16 protein-coding genes, 1 rRNA gene and 1 pseudogene are annotated in these 18912 nt (G+C 42.4%); 3 read left to right on the top strand and 15 right to left on the bottom strand.

Annotated elements, in window-relative coordinates; genetic code table 11:
• Nucleotides 1-111: ribosomal RNA gene (locus tag BMI76_RS00005) — 16S ribosomal RNA — on the bottom strand; the annotation flags it as partial.
• A 594-nt stretch (nucleotides 112-705) separates the two neighbouring features.
• On the opposite strand from BMI76_RS00005, the pseudogene BMI76_RS10525 reads away from it, so the two are divergent.
• Nucleotides 706-1898, top strand: a pseudogene (locus tag BMI76_RS10525) (IS110 family transposase).
• A 261-nt stretch (nucleotides 1899-2159) separates the two neighbouring features.
• On the opposite strand, the gene BMI76_RS00030 reads toward BMI76_RS10525, so the two are convergent.
• From BMI76_RS00030 to BMI76_RS00050, 5 genes are all read right to left on the bottom strand, one after another.
• Nucleotides 2160-3857 carry a zinc ribbon domain-containing protein gene (locus BMI76_RS00030; protein WP_075345599.1) on the bottom strand — a complete coding sequence of 566 codons (1698 nt, stop codon included), beginning with the start codon at nucleotides 3855-3857 and terminating at the stop codon, nucleotides 2160-2162.
• Between the two features lie 15 nt (nucleotides 3858-3872).
• Complete coding sequence (locus BMI76_RS00035; protein ID WP_075345600.1) at nucleotides 3873-4955, bottom strand: hypothetical protein; 1083 nt, start codon at nucleotides 4953-4955, stop codon at nucleotides 3873-3875.
• Between the two features lie 272 nt (nucleotides 4956-5227).
• Nucleotides 5228-5776, bottom strand: coding sequence for a ribosome hibernation-promoting factor, HPF/YfiA family (gene hpf / locus BMI76_RS00040; protein WP_075345601.1), 549 nt, complete (start codon nucleotides 5774-5776; stop codon nucleotides 5228-5230).
• 84 nt (nucleotides 5777-5860) lie between these two features.
• Complete coding sequence (locus BMI76_RS00045; protein ID WP_075345602.1) at nucleotides 5861-6523, bottom strand: ComF family protein; 663 nt, start codon at nucleotides 6521-6523, stop codon at nucleotides 5861-5863.
• Nucleotides 6520-7821 carry a DEAD/DEAH box helicase gene (locus BMI76_RS00050; RefSeq protein WP_075345603.1) on the bottom strand — a complete coding sequence of 434 codons (1302 nt, stop codon included), beginning with the start codon at nucleotides 7819-7821 and terminating at the stop codon, nucleotides 6520-6522. The genes BMI76_RS00045 and BMI76_RS00050 overlap by 4 nt, the downstream gene beginning before the upstream one ends.
• Before the next feature lie 71 nt (nucleotides 7822-7892).
• On the opposite strand from BMI76_RS00050, the gene BMI76_RS00055 reads away from it, so the two are divergent.
• Complete coding sequence (locus BMI76_RS00055) at nucleotides 7893-8522, top strand: YigZ family protein (protein WP_075345604.1); 630 nt, start codon at nucleotides 7893-7895, stop codon at nucleotides 8520-8522.
• A gap of 94 nt (nucleotides 8523-8616) precedes the next feature.
• Nucleotides 8617-9543: a cysteine synthase A gene (cysK, locus tag BMI76_RS00060; protein WP_075345605.1), complete on the top strand. Its 927-nt coding sequence runs from the start codon at nucleotides 8617-8619 to the stop codon at nucleotides 9541-9543.
• A gap of 187 nt (nucleotides 9544-9730) precedes the next feature.
• Here the strand turns inward: cysK and BMI76_RS00065 are convergent, their stop codons facing one another.
• The 9 genes from BMI76_RS00065 to fmt form a co-directional block, all read right to left on the bottom strand.
• Nucleotides 9731-10108, bottom strand: coding sequence for a S1 RNA-binding domain-containing protein (locus tag BMI76_RS00065; RefSeq protein WP_075345606.1), 378 nt, complete (start codon nucleotides 10106-10108; stop codon nucleotides 9731-9733).
• On the bottom strand, nucleotides 10095-11507 hold the full coding sequence (locus BMI76_RS00070; protein WP_075345607.1) for a bifunctional Cof-type HAD-IIB family hydrolase/peptidylprolyl isomerase: 1413 nt from the start codon (nucleotides 11505-11507) through the stop codon (nucleotides 10095-10097). Before BMI76_RS00070 ends, BMI76_RS00065 begins: the two co-directional genes overlap by 14 nt.
• 42 nt (nucleotides 11508-11549) lie before the next feature.
• Entirely contained in the window at nucleotides 11550-12191 is a 642-nt protein-coding gene (locus tag BMI76_RS00075) for a response regulator transcription factor (protein WP_075345608.1), read from the bottom strand.
• The gene (locus tag BMI76_RS00080; RefSeq protein ID WP_075345609.1) at nucleotides 12184-13188 is read right to left on the bottom strand and encodes a sensor histidine kinase; all 1005 of its coding nucleotides are present in this window, start codon (nucleotides 13186-13188) and stop codon (nucleotides 12184-12186) included. Before BMI76_RS00080 ends, BMI76_RS00075 begins: the two co-directional genes overlap by 8 nt.
• Entirely contained in the window at nucleotides 13185-13880 is a 696-nt protein-coding gene (gene liaF / locus BMI76_RS00085) for a cell wall-active antibiotics response protein LiaF (RefSeq protein WP_075345610.1), read from the bottom strand. Before liaF ends, BMI76_RS00080 begins: the two co-directional genes overlap by 4 nt.
• A 132-nt stretch (nucleotides 13881-14012) precedes the next feature.
• Nucleotides 14013-15872, bottom strand: a complete 1860-nt coding sequence (pknB, locus tag BMI76_RS00090) for a Stk1 family PASTA domain-containing Ser/Thr kinase (protein WP_075345611.1) — start codon at nucleotides 15870-15872, stop codon at nucleotides 14013-14015.
• Nucleotides 15869-16612 (bottom strand): Stp1/IreP family PP2C-type Ser/Thr phosphatase, encoded by a 744-nt coding sequence (locus BMI76_RS00095; RefSeq protein WP_075345948.1) that lies wholly within the window; start codon nucleotides 16610-16612, stop codon nucleotides 15869-15871. The genes pknB and BMI76_RS00095 overlap by 4 nt, the downstream gene beginning before the upstream one ends.
• Nucleotides 16613-16650: 38 nt before the next feature.
• Nucleotides 16651-18000: a 16S rRNA (cytosine(967)-C(5))-methyltransferase RsmB gene (rsmB, locus tag BMI76_RS00100; protein ID WP_075345612.1), complete on the bottom strand. Its 1350-nt coding sequence runs from the start codon at nucleotides 17998-18000 to the stop codon at nucleotides 16651-16653.
• The gene (gene fmt, locus BMI76_RS00105) at nucleotides 17954-18889 is read right to left on the bottom strand and encodes a methionyl-tRNA formyltransferase (RefSeq protein WP_075345613.1); all 936 of its coding nucleotides are present in this window, start codon (nucleotides 18887-18889) and stop codon (nucleotides 17954-17956) included. Before fmt ends, rsmB begins: the two co-directional genes overlap by 47 nt.
• Between the last annotated feature and the right edge of the window lie 23 nt (nucleotides 18890-18912).

Consider the following 18912-nt stretch of genomic DNA (forward strand, 5'->3'; position numbering starts at 1 on the left):
CGCGACTCACGATTATGGTGTAGCAAGCTACGGTTTAATCGTGCGTTCCACTTGCATGTATTAGGCACGCCGCCAGCGTTCGTCCTGAGCCAGGATCAAACTCTCTTCATAGTTTGAGCTCTCACTCATTCCTGTCACTGACAGATTTATTTCTTGACAGGTTGGTCTCCCAACCCGCACTTGGTTCGTCTTGTTCAGTTTTCAAAGGGCTTCCCTCGTATTGAGGCAACTACTATATTCTATCAGCTCAGCTCTCTTTTGTCAACACCTTTTTTTACCTTTTTTATCACTTAAATATTTGGCCTCTCCATTTCCACGCTGATGAAGACCTGATGACGTAATAATTCCAGCAGTGGTCGATGGTGTTAAAGGACCTAATGAACTGTGAAGAGGGGGGGATTAAAACTGACATAACCAGTCACCCAACCACTGTGTCAAGAGTTTATTTCTATAAAAACATACTAAGATTAGTAGTGAGGAAATCTCCGACGGGAGAGAGTACTCACTACTTTTTTCATTCTCAAGATGATAAAGTAGAGGTGTCTTGTTAAGTCGAGGGTTCTTTTGACGCTAGACGTCGTAATAAAAACTGGCAAGACACCTGTTTTAGGAAGAATGTTATCAAAGTATGTGGGACGCCAGACGTCGCGTATTGAAAATGACATCACTAAAACAAGGAATCATTCAAGACAAAGAGGTAATAGCATGCGAGTAGTATTTGGGATTGACGTGAGTAAGGTAAGTTCAGAAGTGGCTATTCTAGTCAACGGCGAGAAGGTTCATGGCTATACCATGCCCAATGATGCCATTGGCTTTGCTCGGCTACTTGGCGATTTGAGAACCGTCCACAAGCCAGAAATCATCTTTGAAGCAACAGGTGTCTACTCTCGCCGTCTCCAAGCTTTTCTAGAAGATAATGGCTATGCTTACACACGACTTAGCTAAGAAGCAACTGGATAGCTTGCGTGTACGGAAAACCGATCAAATTGACGCTGAAAAACTGGCTCAATCTCAATTTGTGCTGAATCGTAAACCGACTTATGTCCAAGAAGAAGTCTACCAAAACTTGCGGGATCTCAGCCGTTTCTATCAGAATCTGACTGAGGACATTGTTCGGACCAAAAATCGTCTGCACAAGGTCTTGCAGGTCGCTTTCCCTGAATTGGAAAATATCTTGTCAACACCAACTGGGGAACAATACTGGAACTTAGTTACTGCGTTTCCTTGCAAGGACTTCGTGCTTGAGGTAGGCAAAGATGAGCTCTCGGAGAGCATCCTTCAGTCCACTTCAAAACGGATTTCTGATAAGCGTGTCGCTTACTTAGCAGAGAAGCTGACAGCACTAGCCAATCAGTCTTATTGTGCCGTTAAGAAAACCTCTCCAATGTTCGAAGAGATCCGTTACTATGCAAAAGAATTGCTTAGACTTTCTGAAAAGAGACAAACAATCTTAGACGAAATGGTAGAACTAGCTCAACCCTTACCTGAGTATGAGATCCTTCTCTTCTATTCCTGGTATCGCTGAAACAACTGCAACAAGCATTATTGGTGAACTCGGTGACATTCGTCGGTTTCATTCTGCCAATCAAATCAACGCCTTTATCGGCATTGATCTTAGGCACTATGAATCTGGAAATTTCCTCGCTAAGGAACACATTACCAAACGCGGCAACCCTTATGCCAGAAAGATTCTTTTCAAATGCATTCACAATATCGCTTCAGCCAGTCACACCAATCCTTGCCATATCGCAGACTTTTATGAGAAACGAAAAAGACAATCGCAAACGACTTCAACTAAGCCGCACACGATTGCCTCCATACATCGTCTCATTCGGACAATGTATTACCTCATAACGCATAACAAACTTTACGATTATACTTCAACCAAAAATCAATAAAGGGGTTATGCACTATTATTGTAACACCTTATCAAAAAAATCACAAAATAAGGTGTTGTTTTAGTGTACACTTTTTAGATTTAAACAACTTAAAAAGATACAGTAGACTTTAAACATCTACTATATCTTTAAAAAATAGTTCTCAAAACCGTTGATAGACTTGACAAATGGTAGAAAAAGAATCCGAGATACTAGCATCTCGGGTTCAAGAAGACATTTTTTTAAATAAAGAAATAATTTTTCCTAGATTGCAGTGATTTTTTAGTCTACCGTATTTTTAGTGCTTAGAACACTTGATTTGCCATTGCCGGAAGTAATGCGGTAATCATCATAAGTACTATAAGAATAGCTGTCATCCTTTTTGTCATCGCCAACATATTCAACAAGAGCTGACCATGATAACTTTTGAATGATGTCTCCTGATGAGTCGTGTTCTGAGTTATAGCCATAGTAAAAATCATAGATTACCGTAAATTCAACCGAAAAGGTTGTTGGTCCGGTTTGAGTCACCTTGGTAACATCAACATCGCTAAATGTGATGGAGTCCGCACTTCGATTTTTAGCACCGGTGGTATTCGTATCTATCGTATTTTTGACATCTTGATAGAATTTGTTATTGTTTCCGCCGGTAAACACATCATCCAGATCATCCGGTGTTGTTTGTGAAGAAGCATAGGAACTCATTTTGCGGTAAGCTTCTGTAATCAGTGAATCCGCAGTATCACGGTCAAGAACACCGTCGGCATCCAGAGTAACGGTATCGCCATCATAGATATCTTCTATTGACTGTGTTTCGGATTTCAGGGGCGATTTCCCGGGGAATGATTTTTGAACATAAATCTTGGAAGCATCTGTGACCGCTAATTTTGAAACTTTATATTTGCCATCATGCAGTTTGCCGATTTTTCGGCTGCCTACATACAAATCACCATCAGTAAGATTACTGTTAACCTGAAAACTGAGATATTTTACATTTAAATTAACTTTTACATTATTGGTAATCGTTTCCTCGGATGAAACTTCAAGTTTCTGACCGGATATTACTCCTTTAGCAAGGAAATTATAGGTTCCCGGATAAAGCCGTGACAGTGTTTTAGTGTAAGAATCGCTGTCAGTTTTGGCAATTCTCTTATGATTAACAAATAATTCCAAACCCTTGGTGTTGACAGATACTGTGGCTGAAACAGGTTTGACAGCAACACGCCAGTCAGGGAAAACAAGGAACTTTCTGCCCACATTTTTCAGCTGCCGGTAATCAGACATAAGGTCATCCATCTTCAGCGTCCTGTTTTCCTCAGAATTTCTATAAGTTAATTCTGATTTTTTGATTGGCTTTTCAGTATCACTCCATACTTCAAATGCCAGGGCTTTAGTAAAACTATGATTGGCAGCTTTCAGATACCTTTCGGCGACAGCTTCACGTGAAAAATACTGATTGCCATAGATATATCCTGCTCCAAGCGCCAGTAAAAGAAGGATCATTAGCGCAGCTAACATTTTCTTACCTTTTGACCAAGACTTTTCAGCTGGTTTTGCCGGCTGACTGATGGGCTTAGTCTCTGCCGATTGGCTGATTTTAGCTACATCAAAATGCTGACTTTTCGCAAAAAGGAATTCATCCGGAGTTGGCTTGCGGCCAAACTGTTTTTCAAAAGCCTGTACCCACAATTGTTTAGGGAGCTTTTTAGCACCAGCAGCAGGTGATTTTGATGCATGGACTTTCTCTGTTCCTTCACCTTCAGATTCAGCAGAAGCTTTGCCGGCTTCATTTAAATTTTCCACAGGAACGGCTGGAGAATTTATCTCCGAGGATTCTGCTGTACCTAGAGGGACATGTGCTATTTTCTTAATATCTTTTAAATCAAAATCAGCCTTTTTGCCTTCTAAAAACTCTTGTGCGGTCGGCTTACGGCCGATAACTTTTTCAAATAATTCTACCCATTTTTCTTTGCTTGCCATAGTATCATCCTATATTTAATATAATTTTGTCAATGAATCTTTGATGCCGTCCAGTCCGCCTAAGAGATTGGCTGCAATTGATTTAGTCGTGAAGAAAATAATCAGCATAAAAACAAGCAATGCAAGCAGGCGCACATAAAAATTGTTTAGACTTCCCAGCGAAACCTTGATATTTGCTAAAAAGGCTACAATCAAAACAGCCAAACTAACAACACTTAAGAGAGCTAAATATATAAATACAGTTTGAATAGAGCGAATAGCCGGTACTTCTTTAATCAAATGCGAAACCGATGACAGCCCTTCAAAAGGATCAGAACCGACAGAACTAAAAGATGATACGATTTGATAGGAATATCTGCTGGACACAACCAACTTATTTGAAGTTAAGAAAGTCAGCAAAAAGATAAGCAGGTTAAGCACTGCTAAAAGCGGTGTGTAAGCAATAAGTTTTCCCCATAAGAAAGTCACTTTTTCTTGGGATTTAGCAGCAAATTTATGAATTAAAGCCGGCACAGCAGTTACGATAACATAAGCAATGAAAACAATAACTGCAACCACTATTATCTTACTGAGACCAAAATTGGTACGTACAGCATCTTCAACAACCGAAAAAGCTTCCGGCTCATTAATTTTAAAACTCTCACCGCCGATGGTCATATTAATAATTGAGGTAAAAATTCTATTAATATAGTTGACTAAACCAGCAGCCAGAAAAAGCGCTGCAAGAGCCAGTGTCACCAGTCCATAAGCAAGCTGACTGTTTGATGACTGCGCCTCCGGTCTTTTTAGGCCTTCCCAAAACCAAACAAAATAACTTTTCCCCTTTTTCTTTAACTGTTCAACCTGCTGATGCGATTCTGTCTGAGCCTTAGCCTGATTTGCAGCAAGTTCCTGCTCAAGCTGTGAACTTTGGGCTGGCTCAGCTTCAGCTGCTTCTGTCACTCTTTGGTCAGACTCTTGAACCAGTTCGCTTTTTTCAGCATCAGTTTCGGCAGCATTCTGAAATTCTCCGGCAGCCAGAGCCTCTGCAACCTCTCTGGCAGACGGCTCACGTCCATTGATGGCCTCAAAATAATCCACCCAGTCTTCCTTATTCATGTCAATCTCCTTACAAAAATATTACATAATAAAATAAATTATAGCATGACATTTTTAATCTGACAAGGTGATAACAGCAGTATCTAAGCGGGTTTTCGCCATCCCTTCAAAGAAAATAAGCTATGATTTTATCCCTGTCAATCTCATTTAAATAACTGCCGGTTTCAACCTTTCTCCCAGTTGGCAACCGATGGGCAGCTGAGCTCATGTGTGGTAATAAATCATATAAAAAGGCCGGAACCCTCGGTTCCAGCCTTAATGACTGTCATATTTTATTTAGCTTCAATAACACCTAGATTTCCGTCTTCACGGCGATAAAGGACATTGGTTGTGTTGTCATTAGCATCTGTGTAGATAAAGAAGTCATGTCCCAAAAGATCCATTTGCAGACGGGCTTCTTCAATATCCATTGGCTTCAATGTAATATTTTTTGTTCTCACAACTTTTACTGCTGGTGTTTCTTCAATTTCTTCTGCTTCAAACTCAGTTGTAAAAACATGAGATGCCGGTTTCTTCTCACGGTGTTTCTTAGCAATTTTTGTTTTATTCTTGCGGATTTGACGTTCAATCTTATCAACAACTAAATCAGTTGACCCATACATATCCTGAGAAATATCTTCGGCACGAAGAGTGACTGAATCGAGAGGAATAGTAACCTCAACCTTAGCCGTTTTTTCGCGATATACTTTTAGATTGACGCGCGCATCTAATTCTTGATCCGCATTAAAATACTTTTCGATTTTTTTGAGTTTAGACTCAACATAGTTGCGAATCGCATCTGTTACTTCAATGTTCTCGCCACGAATACTATATTTAATCATAAGCTACCTCTTTTCTTACGCTTTAGATAAGCGCTTTCTTCATTATTATTATATCGCTTTCATGAAAATTTGCAAGCTTTTTTGTCATCGTGCCAAAGAAAAGGACTTTATTGTTTTCACGCCGTTTTCACGCAATAGCTGACTGGCCAGCTGAATAGTGGCACCTGTAGTGTAGATATCATCCACTAAGATAACCTTAGCAGGTAATGCTTTAACCTTTCTTAAATAAAAAAATTGCTGGCTGGACAGCCTCTCCTCACGTGTTTTGTTCGATTGCTTCATACTGTCCTTTTTTCCTAATATTTGGCTGTAGGGTAATTTTGCCTCATCTAAAAAAGCTTCTACCTGATTAAATCCGCGGCTGCTTAAGCTGGAGCGGCTGAGGGGAATAGGAACCAAAGTATAGCCCTGCCTGTTTCTCAAAGCTTTCTTGACAGGCCTCGCAAAAACCTTCCTTAAGAGATAATCTCCTTGGAACTTATACGTGCTAAAGTAATCTTTCATGGCTTGATTGTAACAAAAGAGAGCTCTGTGGTTGACCGCCTGTCCCTTGCTTTGCCAGTAAAGGCAGTCCTGACAATAAGTAGTCATATCATTTTTACAGCAAGCAGGACAATGGCTGTCCGAAATACGCTGAAACTTAGCAAAACAGCTGGAACAAACCGCTTCTTGGCCAGCACTCAGGAAAAAGACAGAAGAAAAGCTCAGACTCCTTTCAAAAGGTGACTGGCATAGCAGACAATTCATGTAAAACCTCCCCTTCGATTCATTTCTTTAATTTCGGAAATGGCCATTTTTATTGCCTTGTTAAGACCATTATGGAAAAAAATCAAGGTTCCTGTCGGCCGATCTGCTGAGCGTCCGACCCGGCCGGCAATTTGTATCAAGGCTGTCTTGGTGAATAAACGGTGGTTAGCCATCATTACAAAAACATCAATATTTGGAAAGGTGACGCCTCTTTCTAAAATGGTTGTTGATACCAAAATTTGAATCTGGCCCTTTCTGAAGCCATCAACCTTTTCTAAGCGGTCCGGGCTTAAACTGGAAACAAAACCAATGGATTCGTTTGGAAAATATTTTTTCAGAGCTTCTGTAAAAAGTATTCCCAATTCGATATGCGGAAAGAAAATCAGCAGAGGAAAGCGGCTCTGCCGCTGCTTGCGAACATAGCTTAAAAAGCGGACTGGCAGCTTTTGCCGGTCTAATTTTTCCAGAGAAAAAGCCAGCCAAACATTCTGAGGTACAACCAAGGGTTTAGCGTGAAAACGTCTGGCTAGGTGCAGCTGTTTTAATTTACCCTGCTTGATCTGCCTGTCCAGCTTATCAGTAGAAGTGGCTGTTAAATACACCTTGACACCGTCAGATTTTAGGCAGCGATTTAGAGCATAGTGCAGCATTTTGTTATCAACAAATGGGAAAGCATCAACCTCATCTACAATTAAAAGGTCAAAAGCCTGATAAAATCTTAAAAGCTGATGAGTCGTCGCAATCACTAAGGGACTGCGTTCATAAGCTTCTGATTGAGCATGCAGCAAGCTAATTGGGCAAGAAAAATCACGGCTTAAACGTTTATACAGCTCCAAGCAAACATCAACCCGAGGGCTGACCAGTGCAGCTGCCTTCCCCTGTCTGAGAATATCATCCAGCGTTTCGTAAATCATTTCGGTCTTTCCGGCCCCAGTAACGGCGTGAACAAGTATATTTTCTTTATTTTTGACAGCTTCTCTGAGACCGTCTGAAACGTCCTGCTGAAAAGGAGTCAGCTGCCCCTGCCAATTCAAGGCCTGAATTTCAGGGAATGCCTGCTGCTCAAAGTAAAACAGTTTTTCTTGGCTGCTGATACGGCCAAAGACCAGACAGCCTCGACAGTAAACAGAACCGTCAGGCAGAGTGTTTTCAGAGCTGTTTTTGCTGCCGCAGCGGTTGCAGATAAAATAAGGAAATTTCTCTGTCATAGCCGGCATACTTTGGGCATGCTTTTTTAACCTGTCATCTAACTGGCTTTCTGTCCACAAACGCCCATAATAATTTTTTAAATCCTCCATCAATTTTATTATTCGTCAAAAGTTATAAAAACCGGCTTGCACCTTTTCAAAAAAATGTGTACACTTTGTCTATGAACTATCGTACAATTGCTAAAAACGGCAGCACAGAAGAAATTATTAAAAAATCCCGCTTCATCTGTCAGGCCAAAAGAATTTACTCAGAAGCAGAAGGGCGCGATTTCATTGCTCAAATCAAAAAAGAGCATTATAAAGCTAGCCATTCCTGCTCTGCTATGATTATCGGAGAAAACAGTGATATTAAGCGCTCCAGTGATGATGGCGAACCCAGCGGTACAGCGGGAGTTCCTATGCTGAGCGTTCTGGAAAAAAACAACCTGACTAATCTTGCAGTTGTTGTCACCCGTTATTTTGGCGGCACCAAACTAGGAGCCGGCGGCCTTATCCGTGCGTACTCGGGAAGTGTGGCCAATACTGTCAAGGCAGTCGGAATGGTCGAAGTCAAAGAACAGACAGGTCTAAAACTGGAATTAACCTATCCTCAGTATCAGAATTTTGCAACTTTCTTAAACACCCACGGACTGCAGGAGCACGATACTGATTTTGCCATCACTGTCACTGCGACTGTTTATGTTGATGAGGAGGATATTGACAAGATTCAGCGTCAATTGAATGATTTTTATCAAGGAAAAGTTAGCAGCCGCATTTCTGGCAGCCAAATCGTCGAAATTCCTGTGATATGATTTATTTATCACGGTGATAAATAATTTATATTTTACAAAGCCTGCTTTTCAGCCTATACTGGAAACAAATTAAACTTTGTGAGGTATATTTATTATGACAAAAATTTACGATAACATCACCCAATTAATCGGAAATACACCTATTGTTAAACTCAACAAGGTTGTTCCCGAGGGTGCAGCTGATGTTTACCTTAAGCTTGAAGCCTTTAATCCCGGTTCTTCAGTCAAAGACCGTATCGCCCTGAACATGATTGAAGACGCTGAAAAACGCGGCATTATAAAACCTGGGGATACTATTGTTGAGCCAACCAGCGGCAATACAGGTATCGGACTTTCCTGGGTAGGCGCAGCCAAAGGCTACAAGGTCATCATTACCATGCCTGAAACGATGAGCGTTGAACGCCGTAAAATCATACAGGCTTACGGAGCTGAACTTGTTTTAACACCGGGAAGCGCCGGAACCAAGGGAGCCATTGACAAAGCTCATGAAATTGCTAAGGAAGTCGGCGGCTGGGTTCCTCTCCAATTTGATAATCCGGCTAATCCAAAGACGCACGAACTGACAACAGGACCGGAAATCCTAGACGCCTTCGGTTCACACGGACTGGATGCTTTTGTAGCCGGTATCGGTACAGGCGGTACAATCACTGGTGTTTCTCGGGTTCTCAAAAAAGATAATCCTGATATTAAAATTTACGGTCTGGAAGCAGATGAATCTGCTGTACTTTCCGGTGACAAACCTGGTCCTCACAAAATTCAAGGTATCTCAACTGGTTTCATTCCGGTAGCACTTGACACCCATTCTTATGATGAGGTTATCCGTGTTAAATCTGATGATGCTTTGGCAACCGGCCGCAATTTTGGCGGTAAAGAAGGCTTCCTTCTGGGGATCTCCGCCTCAGCCGCAGTTTGGGCCGCTATTGAAGTCGCTAAAAAGCTGGGTAAAGGCAAAAAAATCCTGGCTATTGCACCGGATAACGGGGAACGCTACCTTTCAACAGCACTGTATGAATTTGACTGATAAAGATAAAATTAAGGCAGTAAGCTTACCTGTGTTTAAGCAGGTAAGCTTATTGCTTTTTTCATCAAATTAAAGAGAGCAGCATAAAATCACACTGGAATTGATTTTATGCTGCTCTCTTATTTTGTAAGCCATCTTTTGAACGTTTTTTATTTTTCAAACTGTTGGCAATTAGTCGCTTTTAATTTTAAATGTGGTCATCTTTCTGCTGATCCTGTTTTAAATACTCAAGATTTTCCTCAATCCAGACAGGCAGATTGTCCGCTAAGGGCTTAAAGCCAATGTGCAGACGGCTGTTGGAAAAACGATGCCGGTGCTGATAATGGTGTTTTTCTTCTTCCAGAGTGCGCAGGGACAGACTGGCTTTTTGACTGTATTCATCATAGTCAACAACCTGAACAAGGACTTCCTCGCCTACAGACAGGGTTCGGTAGATATTATCAATATAGCCCGTTTTAATTTCAGAAATATGGATGAGCCCTATTGAGCCATTTGCCAGCTGAACAAAAGCGCCATAGGGTTTGATGCCGGTAATTTCACCCCTTATCTTATCACCGATCTTCATCGTCAGTCACCTCAATGGTCTCAATGACAACTTCTGTCAGCGGACGATCTGAACCGTCTGTAGAAAGAGCCGCAATCTCATCTAGGACCTCGTAAGAAGCTTGATCAGCCAGCTGGCCAAAAACAGTGTGCCGGCGGTCAAGGTGCGGTGTACCGCCATTATCAGCATAAGCAGCTGCAATGGCCTGCGGCCAGCCGCCGCGCTCTAATTCTTCAACACTGTAAGGGAAATTTTGATTCTGAACAATGAAAAACTGACTGCCGTTGGTATTTGGACCTGCATTTGCCATTGACAGAGCACCGCGAAGGTTATACAGCTCCTCTGAAAATTCATCTTCAAAACGCTGTCCGTAAATAGACTCTCCGCCCATACCGGTACCGGTTGGATCACCGCCTTGGATCATAAAATCCTTGATAATCCGGTGGAAAATAACACCGTCATAATAACCGTTTTTAGCCAGTCCAATAAAATTAGCTACCGTTTTTGGTGCTTGTTCTGGGAATAATTTTACTGTTAGATCACCGTGATTAGTCTTAATAACTGCTGTGGGAACATTAATACTATTCACATTTAACTGCGGAAACTGTACTTCTTTTTCTGTCAAACCTAATTCCTCCAATGCATATAAAATGCCATCTTCTTCTACATTTTTTGTAATAAAATCAGCCTTTTCTTTCAAATCACCATGGCCATTGCCCATAGCAACGGTGATGCCGGCATAATCAAACATTTCCAAATCATTCAGTCCATCACCAAAGAAAAGGACATTCTGGGGTTTTAAATGAACGCTTTTTAACACATGAGCGAGACCTGAGGCCTTGGAGACACCGTTTTTGATGACATCAGATGAGTTAGGATGCCACCTGACAAAACGAATATCCTTAGCCAGCTCTGCCGGCAGCTGCAGGCTGTCCCCAACATCCTCAAAGGTCCACATATGATAGACGTCATGCTCTTGATAAAAATCCGGCTCAACATCGCACAGGCCGTAAACAGGAACCAGCGCCCTGTCGACTAAGTCAGTACGCCTTGAAACAACAGCCTTATCCTTACCGGCAAAGCCGTAGTCAATGCCTGTTTCCTTGCACCAAGCCACATATTTTTCAATGATATCCTTGGAAATAGGATCATTGAAAATTTCATTGTTCTCATGGTCAATCACGTAAGAACCATTGATGGTTACAAAAAAGTCTGGTTCTAAAGCACGGATTTCAGGAACAACACCGTAGGGTGCTCTGCCGGAAGCGATGCCTGTCAGGATGCCCTGCTTTTTCAGACTTTCAAAAACAGTTGTGATTGACGGCGGCATATAGCCGCTGTCTTTGATACGAAGCGTGTCATCAATATCAAAAAAGACAGCTTTAACTTTTTTAGCCCTGCGTTTTAATTCGGAATCCATCTTTACCCCTTGTCAACTCATTTCTTTTAATATTATAACACACTAATCGTCATCCTGCGGTACCAAATGATGCTGAAAAGCATAGACCACTGCCTGTGTCCGATCATCCACCTGCAGTTTTGACAGGATATTAGACACATGAGTTTTGACCGTTTTTAAAGAGATAAAAAGTTCATCAGCTATTGTTTGATTGTCATAGCCTTTGGCGAGCAGCTCCAAAATATCCCTTTCCCGAGCGGTCAAGTCCTCATGCAAGTCAGGATTGTCATGATGGGCTTTGATTTTCTTATCAACTTCCGTTTCAATGGCCAAATCACCCTTAGCAACTTTTTTGATGGCATTTAGAATTTCTGCAGCGCTGGAAGTTTTTAGCATGTAGCCCTTAGCTCCTGCTTCGATAACAGGATAAATCTTTTCATTATCAAGATAACTGGTCAGCACTAAAATTTTAGCGTCTTTCCATTCCTTCAGAAGTTCAAGCGTCGCCTCAACCCCATCCATCTCAGGCATGACAAGATCCATGACGACAACATCAGGCTTTAATTGCAAGGCCAGATCAATCCCCTGACGGCCATTGCCGGCTTCTCCGACAACCTCAACATCTGCCTGCAAATTAAGAAAACTCTTCAGACCCAGTCTTACCATCTCATGGTCATCAACCAGAATAACCTTTATTTTACTCATCAACATCTCCTTTCATTATCGGTACATGAATATCCATAACAACCCCTTTATCCTTGGCACTCAGGAAGGATACTGTTCCGGCTAAATCATTGACGCGGTCTTCAATATTTTTCAGTCCGTAACTCAGATCGCGAACGGCATCCATGTCAAAACCGATACCGTTGTCAATCATTTTGAGCTGAACCTCAGAAGGCGTTTGGTACAGATAGACTTCTATGCGGCTTGCCTTAGCATGTTTCAGCGTATTACTGATAAATTCTTGGGCAATGCGAAAGAAATTACTTTCAATCGCCTTGGGGAGTTTAGTAATATTTTCTTTATAAACGACTTCAATATTGCTTTTATCTGTCAGCTCTTTAATAATCATAGCCAGCCCTTCTGACAGCGTCTTTCCTTCCAGCTCAGTGGGACGAAGGTGCAGGAGCAGAATCCGCAGATCATTTTGAGCATTGTTCAGCATATCCTCAACAGCCAAAAGCTGGGTCTGCAGCTGATCCTTTTCTAACTGTTCCAGATTATGCGAAACGCCTGACAGAATCATGGAAGAAGCAAACAGCTCCTGGCTGACCGTATCGTGCAGATCCCGGGCAATTCTCTTTCTCTCTTTTTTGACGATTTCCTGACTGCTGGTAATATAGGCATTCTCTGTTTTTTGCAGATTATTGGTCAGCTGCTGCATCTTATTGGATAAGCGGTTGACATTCTTGCCAAGCTCGGTGTCGTTTTCCTGATTGATGGTTTGATTGAGCAAAATCCGCCTTAAATTTTGATTTAAGTGCCTTTTACTGTTATCATCAACAATCATCCACACCAGCAGTAACAGAAAGGTCAGGGAAATAAAAGCTGCAAGAAGCGACAGGATAAACTGCTCCATAACAACCCAGTCTTTCAGTAAATCAGTTAGGTCAAGATTGAGGCTGTTAATGATGACAAAAACAATAGAGATAACGGTAACCGCAGCATAGAGGAAAATCATGAAAATGGTTCGTTTTCTCATATACGTTCCACCTCCACTATCCCTGCAATGACATTTACAATAATCTTAACCGACTTGGTCAGATCCTGCCTGCTGTCTGCCAGCTTAATGCTCTCATTGCGCAGGTCATACTCGGGCGAATCAAAGAAGCGGACACTCCCATAAATACTGCTGGCATCCAGCTTTACAGCAACATCAATAGGAACTAAGATCTTGGTCGGTCCATAAACCTTGCGAATGATGACAAGATTGTTCTGTCCCATCATAATCACCTGACTCAAATTAATCACATCGCTGCCGCTTATCCGAATGACATTAATATCGTCAAAGGCGTAAGAATCGGTCTCGATATACTCATTATTGCCAATCCATTGGTGTGGTTTCTTGATGACATTGAGCCCTTCTTCCTGCAGCCTTAATAAAGCGTAACGATTTTTCTTTTTAACCTGGGCAAAGTGATTGGTCATTACATAGAGGATTCCCATAAGAACCGCAGCAATGGTGTAGGGGTTCAGCATGAAAATCAGAAAAAGCAGCAGCAAACTGGCTGTCAGCAGAAAATCATTTTTACTGCCCAGATGATAAAATCTCAGGGCTAAAAGCGTAATTACCAGAATCAGGATGAAACTCGATAAATCTTTGGACAAAATGGTCATAAAGGCCAAAGCAATTAAAATGGTTTCAACCACTAGAAAAAATTGGAATTTTCGCATAGGTTACCTTCAAGTCTTATAATTCTTAGTCATTGTACCAAAATTCACGATAAATTTCATCTGCTTACCGGCAGTCAAAAAGGAGAAGAAATGTCAGAATCTGCTATCTCTTCTCCCTTTTATATTTAATCATTATTCTGAGACGGATGACTCAACAGTCGTATCAGCTGTTGTTGCTTCCGTTGTCTCTTCTGTTACAGTTGTTGTTTCCTCGGTTGCCTCAGACGATGACGGATGGGTATCGGTTCCACCCGATTCCGAAACATAGAGAATGACATCGTCATCTGATGACAGGCTGACAATCTCTCCGTAATAAGGGCTTTGGCCTACAACCACAGCCGATGAGGCTGGCGATGAAATCTCTGTTGAGTAATCGCTGGCATCATAAACCTTTATACGTTTTGATGAAATGCCCATAGCTGTTAACGTATTAACAGCTTCCTCATAGGTTGTGTTTTTAAGATTCGGCATAGTCATCTCAACAACCCTGAGAGTAATCTTTTTACCGCTGCCGGAACGATAAGTCTTCCCAGCTTTAGGCGACTGGCTAATTACTGTTCCGCCGCTGTACTCATCTGATGACACTTCTTTCAGAGCAATTTTTTTCCTGGATACACCGTAATTATTGGTTAAGTTATCAATAACATCTTGGTAATTTTGACCAGTGTAGTCCTCCATCTTAAAACCTTTGGAGCTGGCGATAAAAATATCAACATTGGATCCTTCGCGCTTCTTAGTGCCTGCGCTTGGATTCGTGCGAACAACCTTGCCATCACTCACACTGTCATCTTCAATCTTACGAACCCGGCCAACTTTTAAGCCTGAATTTCTGATGATTGTTTTAGCCGTTGACAGCTTATTCCCAGAAACATCGGGCACTGAAACAGTACTCGGCTTAGTTAAAATCAGATAGGCTAAAATAATAATGCCGATAAAAACCAAGGCAAAGAAAAGCTTGAAGAAGCGGGATAAAAAGCGTCCCTTCTTTTTAGGCTTATCCTGAAGTTTGGGTTTGGTCTTAGGCTGACTGGCCGGCTTATCCGGATTTGTCGCCTTATTTTTTAAGGACTGGGCAGCCGAAGCGGCTGTGGCAGCCTGTTCAAGCTTTGGCAGCGGTTTGGTATCCGCAGCATCATTGAAGACCAACTTTTTTTCACGGCTGCGGCTGGGCTGCAGACAGGTTCTTAAATCCCGCAGCATCTCTTCTGTTGAAGTATATCGATTCGTCAAACGTTTGGCCGTTGCCTTGATGACAACATTTTCCAAAGCCTGAGGAACGTTTTTATTTTCAGCAATGATAGACGGCAGCGGTTTTTGAAAATGCTGCAGGGCAATGGTCACAGCACTGTCACCATCATAAGGAATGTGTCCGGTCAGCATTTCAAAAAGCATGATACCCATCGCATAGATATCACTTTGAACCGTTGCTTTTGAACCGCGCGCCTGCTCAGGAGACAGGTAATGAACACTGCCCAGCATTGAATTTGTCTGTGTCAGGCTGGTTTCGGCAAAGGCCACGGCAATCCCAAAGTCTGTTACTTTGGCCGTCCCGTCCTTGGTCAAAAGTACATTTTGAGGTTTCAGATCCCGATGAATAATACCCTTTTGGTGGGCAAGAGTCATTGCGGAAAGAACCTCTTTCATAATACGAATAACTTCAGCATTCGATAAAGGGGCGTGATCTTGAATGTATTTTTTCAAGTCAGCACCGTCAACATATTCCATTGCAAGGAACTGCTGACCGTCTTCTTCTCCAATGTCACGAATGGCAACAATGTTAGGATGATTCAGCTCTGCCATGGCCCGCGCTTCCCGCTGGAAACGCGTCACAGCGACCTGATCTGTTTGATAATTGGTTCGCAGCACTTTAATGGCTACTTCCTCATTATCCAGAATCAAATCATTAGCTAAATAAACATCGGCCATCCCGCCTCGTCCGATAGACTGGAGAATTCGATAACGACCAGCAAATAATTTGCCAATCTGAATCATTCATCTCCCTCTCTTTCGGCGTGGACCAAAGCAACGGTGATATTATCAAGACCGCCCGCATCGTTGGCCAATTGAATTAAATATCTGGCTTTTTCATCTAGGTTTTTACTGTCATCGCTCAAGGCATTGACAATAACTTTATTAGAAATCATATTAGTCAGGCCGTCACTGTTGACCAGCAGATAGTCTCCCGGTTCTAAGGTTTGAATGCCAAGATCGGGTTCTACCGGATTAGCCTGACCGATAGACTGGGTGATGATATTCTTTTGCGGATGGCTGGCTGCTTCTTCTTCAGTCAGCTGGCCGGCTTTGACCAATTCATTGACCAAGGAATGATCGCTCGTTAATTGAGTGTAAACACCATCATGAATCAAGCCGATGCGTGAATCGCCGATATGGGCAAAAAGGACATTGTTATCTACAACAGCCAAAGCTTCGATTGTCGTTCCCATTCCTTGAAAATCTTCTGTCTGTCCTAACTCGTAAATACGGCGGTTAACAGTTTCAATGTTGCTGACCAGCCAGTCACGGATCTGACCTAAGTCAGTCAAGTCAGTGTTAACCCATTCGCGGCCTAAGTCGGTAACCGTCATTTCACTGGCAATATTGCCGGCACGGTGCCCGCCCATACCATCTGCTAATACGATTAGGGTATTTCCGGAACGATTATCAAATTTATTGATAAAATCTTGATTATTGGAGCGTTTTTGCCCAATATCTGTAAAAAGAGAAATTTTCATGTGTTCCTTGTCTGACAAAGTCAGCCTCCTTCTAAATCCTATGAAATACGCTTTATTTGGCTGATAAAGAAGCCATCTGTCAGATATTGCTCAGGCGTAATCACAAGGCAGCCATCAACAGCAATATCCTCTTTCTCATGATATAATTTGACCTGTTCAAAATTCGGATGGTTATCCAAAAATTGTTTAAGTACCATCTGATTTTCTTCTTTAAAAATGGTACACGTACTGTATGTTATTATACCACCTTTTTTTATAGTTTGGCAAACACTATCTAAAATTGCCAGCTGGATTCTTTGCAGGCTGGCAAAGTCTTGATTGTCCTTGTTGTATTTAATATCAGGTTTGCGCCTGATAAGACCTATACCTGAGCAAGGAGCATCCACCAAAATCTTATCAAACGTATCCGGGGCAAATTGCTCGTGGACTTTTCTGGCATCCAGCTTTTGCGTTTTTATTTTGTCTGATAGGCCGAGGCGCCGAGCATTGTCCTCAATTAATTTTAATTTGTGATCATACAAATCTAAGGCGGTCAACTGACCGCTTTTCAAATAAGAAGCCAGATGAACAGCTTTGCCTCCAGGAGCGCTGCAGGCATCAAGAACGATATCGTCTTCTTGAAGTTTTAAAGTTGGCGCGACTAACTGGCTGCTCTCATCCTGAATAGTAATTTTTCCTTCTTTGAAAAGATCACTGTCGCTAAAATGGCCGGCTGCTTTAACGAGACCGACAGGAGACAGTAACGATCTGCTGGCGCCGGTTATCTGTTTAATAGCCTCTAATTCAGCCGGATTGACCACACGGATGCTGGCCTTGCTGCGGATTAAGAGGCTTTTGAAAATGGCAAGAGCTCGGTCTTCACCGAATTCATCAATTATTTTTTTAACCAGCCAGACTGGCAGCGAGTATTCAACCGAATAACGCTTGTTTTTTCGCTTGATCGCTTTTATATCTGGAATTTCCTGCCGCAAAAACTGCCTCAAAACAGCATTGACCAGTTTGGCAGCTCCCTTATGCTTCTTTTTGGCAATCGTTACGGCATCGTTAACAATGGCATGCTCAGGAATTTTATCCAGATAAAGAATCTGGTAAAGGCTGAGCATTAACAGATAATAAACCCAGGTATCAATCTTTTCACGATCTGCAATATAGTGAGACAGGTACCACTCCAGAGTAATTTTCCGCGTTAACGTTCCATAGACAAGCTCGGTCAGCAGGGCTCTATCCTTTTTAGAAAGGCGGTGCGCTGTCAGATAATGATTCAGGACGATATTGCTGTAAGCTCCCTTATCAAAAACATCCGTCAAAACAGTAAGAGCGCCGCTTCGGGCCAACTGTTGCTTACTCTCCAAAATAATCACCCACTTTAAGTTTTTGACCCAAACCATTTAAAAAGTCAGCAACAGCCATCTTTGGCTTACCTGCCGGCTGCACTGTTTTTAAAGACAGGGCTCCCTGACCCGCAGCTACAAGCAGACTTTTCTTCGTTTTCTCAATAATCTCGCCCGGCTTGCCGCTACCCTCAGCCTCTTCTACCTCATAGATTTTAAAGCGCTGCTGATTTAAAAGCGTATGGGCAACGGGCCACGGATTCATGCCCCTCACCTGATTGAAAATCTCCCGAGCTGATTTGTTCCAGTCGATGCGCTCTTCTTCCGGCCTAATGTTGGGTGAGAAGGTGGCCTGACTCTCATCCTGCGGCTGAGGAGTGATATCCCCGGCAATATAAGCAGGCAGGGTTTCTAAAAGCAAATCGCGGCCGACAGTTGCCAATTTTTCAAACAGCGTTCCAACATTGTCCTCATCGGTAATCGGTATTGAGGCCTTGGCCACCATATCACCGGCATCCATCTCTTTAACCATTTCCATAATAGTCACGCCAGCTTCCTTATCTCCCTTGATGAGGGCATAATGGATAGGAGCTCCGCCTCTGTATTTGGGCAGCAGCGACGCATGGACATTGACAGCAAAACCAACACTGTCAATCAGCTTCATGGGTAAAAACTGGCCAAAGGCAGCCGTGACAATGCCATCGGCTCCTATATTAATCAGTTCAGCCATTTCGGGAGAACCTGACAGTTTTTCAGGCTGGTAAACGGTCAGCCCGTGCTCCAAAGCTACTTGCTTGACAGGCGTCATCTTGATTTCTTTCTTGCGGCCGACAGCTCGGTCTGGCTGAGTGACAACTGCTGCAATCTCATAACGGCCGTCTGCCAGCAGGCCTTTAAGAACAGTTGCTGAAAAATCGGGCGTCCCCATAAAAATTAATTTTGTCATTTTAACCTCATTAACATTATTAG

This window comes from Streptococcus sp. 'caviae', from assembly GCF_001937065.1.
Classification (GTDB): Bacteria; Bacillota; Bacilli; order Lactobacillales; family Streptococcaceae; genus Streptococcus.

Coding starts and splice junctions, on each gene's coding strand:
- cysK (WP_075345605.1), top strand. CDS start 8,617: ATGACAAAAATTTACGATAACATCACCCAATTAATCGGAAATACACCT.
- fmt (WP_075345613.1), bottom strand. CDS start 18,889: ATGACAAAATTAATTTTTATGGGGACGCCCGATTTTTCAGCAACTGTT.
- BMI76_RS00035 (WP_075345600.1), bottom strand. CDS start 4,955: ATGAATAAGGAAGACTGGGTGGATTATTTTGAGGCCATCAATGGACGT.
- BMI76_RS00070 (WP_075345607.1), bottom strand. CDS start 11,507: ATGGATTCCGAATTAAAACGCAGGGCTAAAAAAGTTAAAGCTGTCTTT.
- BMI76_RS00095 (WP_075345948.1), bottom strand. CDS start 16,612: ATGAAAATTTCTCTTTTTACAGATATTGGGCAAAAACGCTCCAATAAT.
- hpf (WP_075345601.1), bottom strand. CDS start 5,776: ATGATTAAATATAGTATTCGTGGCGAGAACATTGAAGTAACAGATGCG.
- BMI76_RS00045 (WP_075345602.1), bottom strand. CDS start 6,523: ATGAATTGTCTGCTATGCCAGTCACCTTTTGAAAGGAGTCTGAGCTTT.
- BMI76_RS00030 (WP_075345599.1), bottom strand. CDS start 3,857: ATGGCAAGCAAAGAAAAATGGGTAGAATTATTTGAAAAAGTTATCGGC.
- pknB (WP_075345611.1), bottom strand. CDS start 15,872: ATGATTCAGATTGGCAAATTATTTGCTGGTCGTTATCGAATTCTCCAG.
- liaF (WP_075345610.1), bottom strand. CDS start 13,880: ATGCGAAAATTCCAATTTTTTCTAGTGGTTGAAACCATTTTAATTGCT.
- BMI76_RS00065 (WP_075345606.1), bottom strand. CDS start 10,108: ATGAAGATCGGTGATAAGATAAGGGGTGAAATTACCGGCATCAAACCC.
- rsmB (WP_075345612.1), bottom strand. CDS start 18,000: ATGGTTTGGGTCAAAAACTTAAAGTGGGTGATTATTTTGGAGAGTAAG.
- BMI76_RS00075 (WP_075345608.1), bottom strand. CDS start 12,191: ATGAGTAAAATAAAGGTTATTCTGGTTGATGACCATGAGATGGTAAGA.
- BMI76_RS00050 (WP_075345603.1), bottom strand. CDS start 7,821: ATGGAGGATTTAAAAAATTATTATGGGCGTTTGTGGACAGAAAGCCAG.
- BMI76_RS00080 (WP_075345609.1), bottom strand. CDS start 13,188: ATGAGAAAACGAACCATTTTCATGATTTTCCTCTATGCTGCGGTTACC.
- BMI76_RS00055 (WP_075345604.1), top strand. CDS start 7,893: ATGAACTATCGTACAATTGCTAAAAACGGCAGCACAGAAGAAATTATT.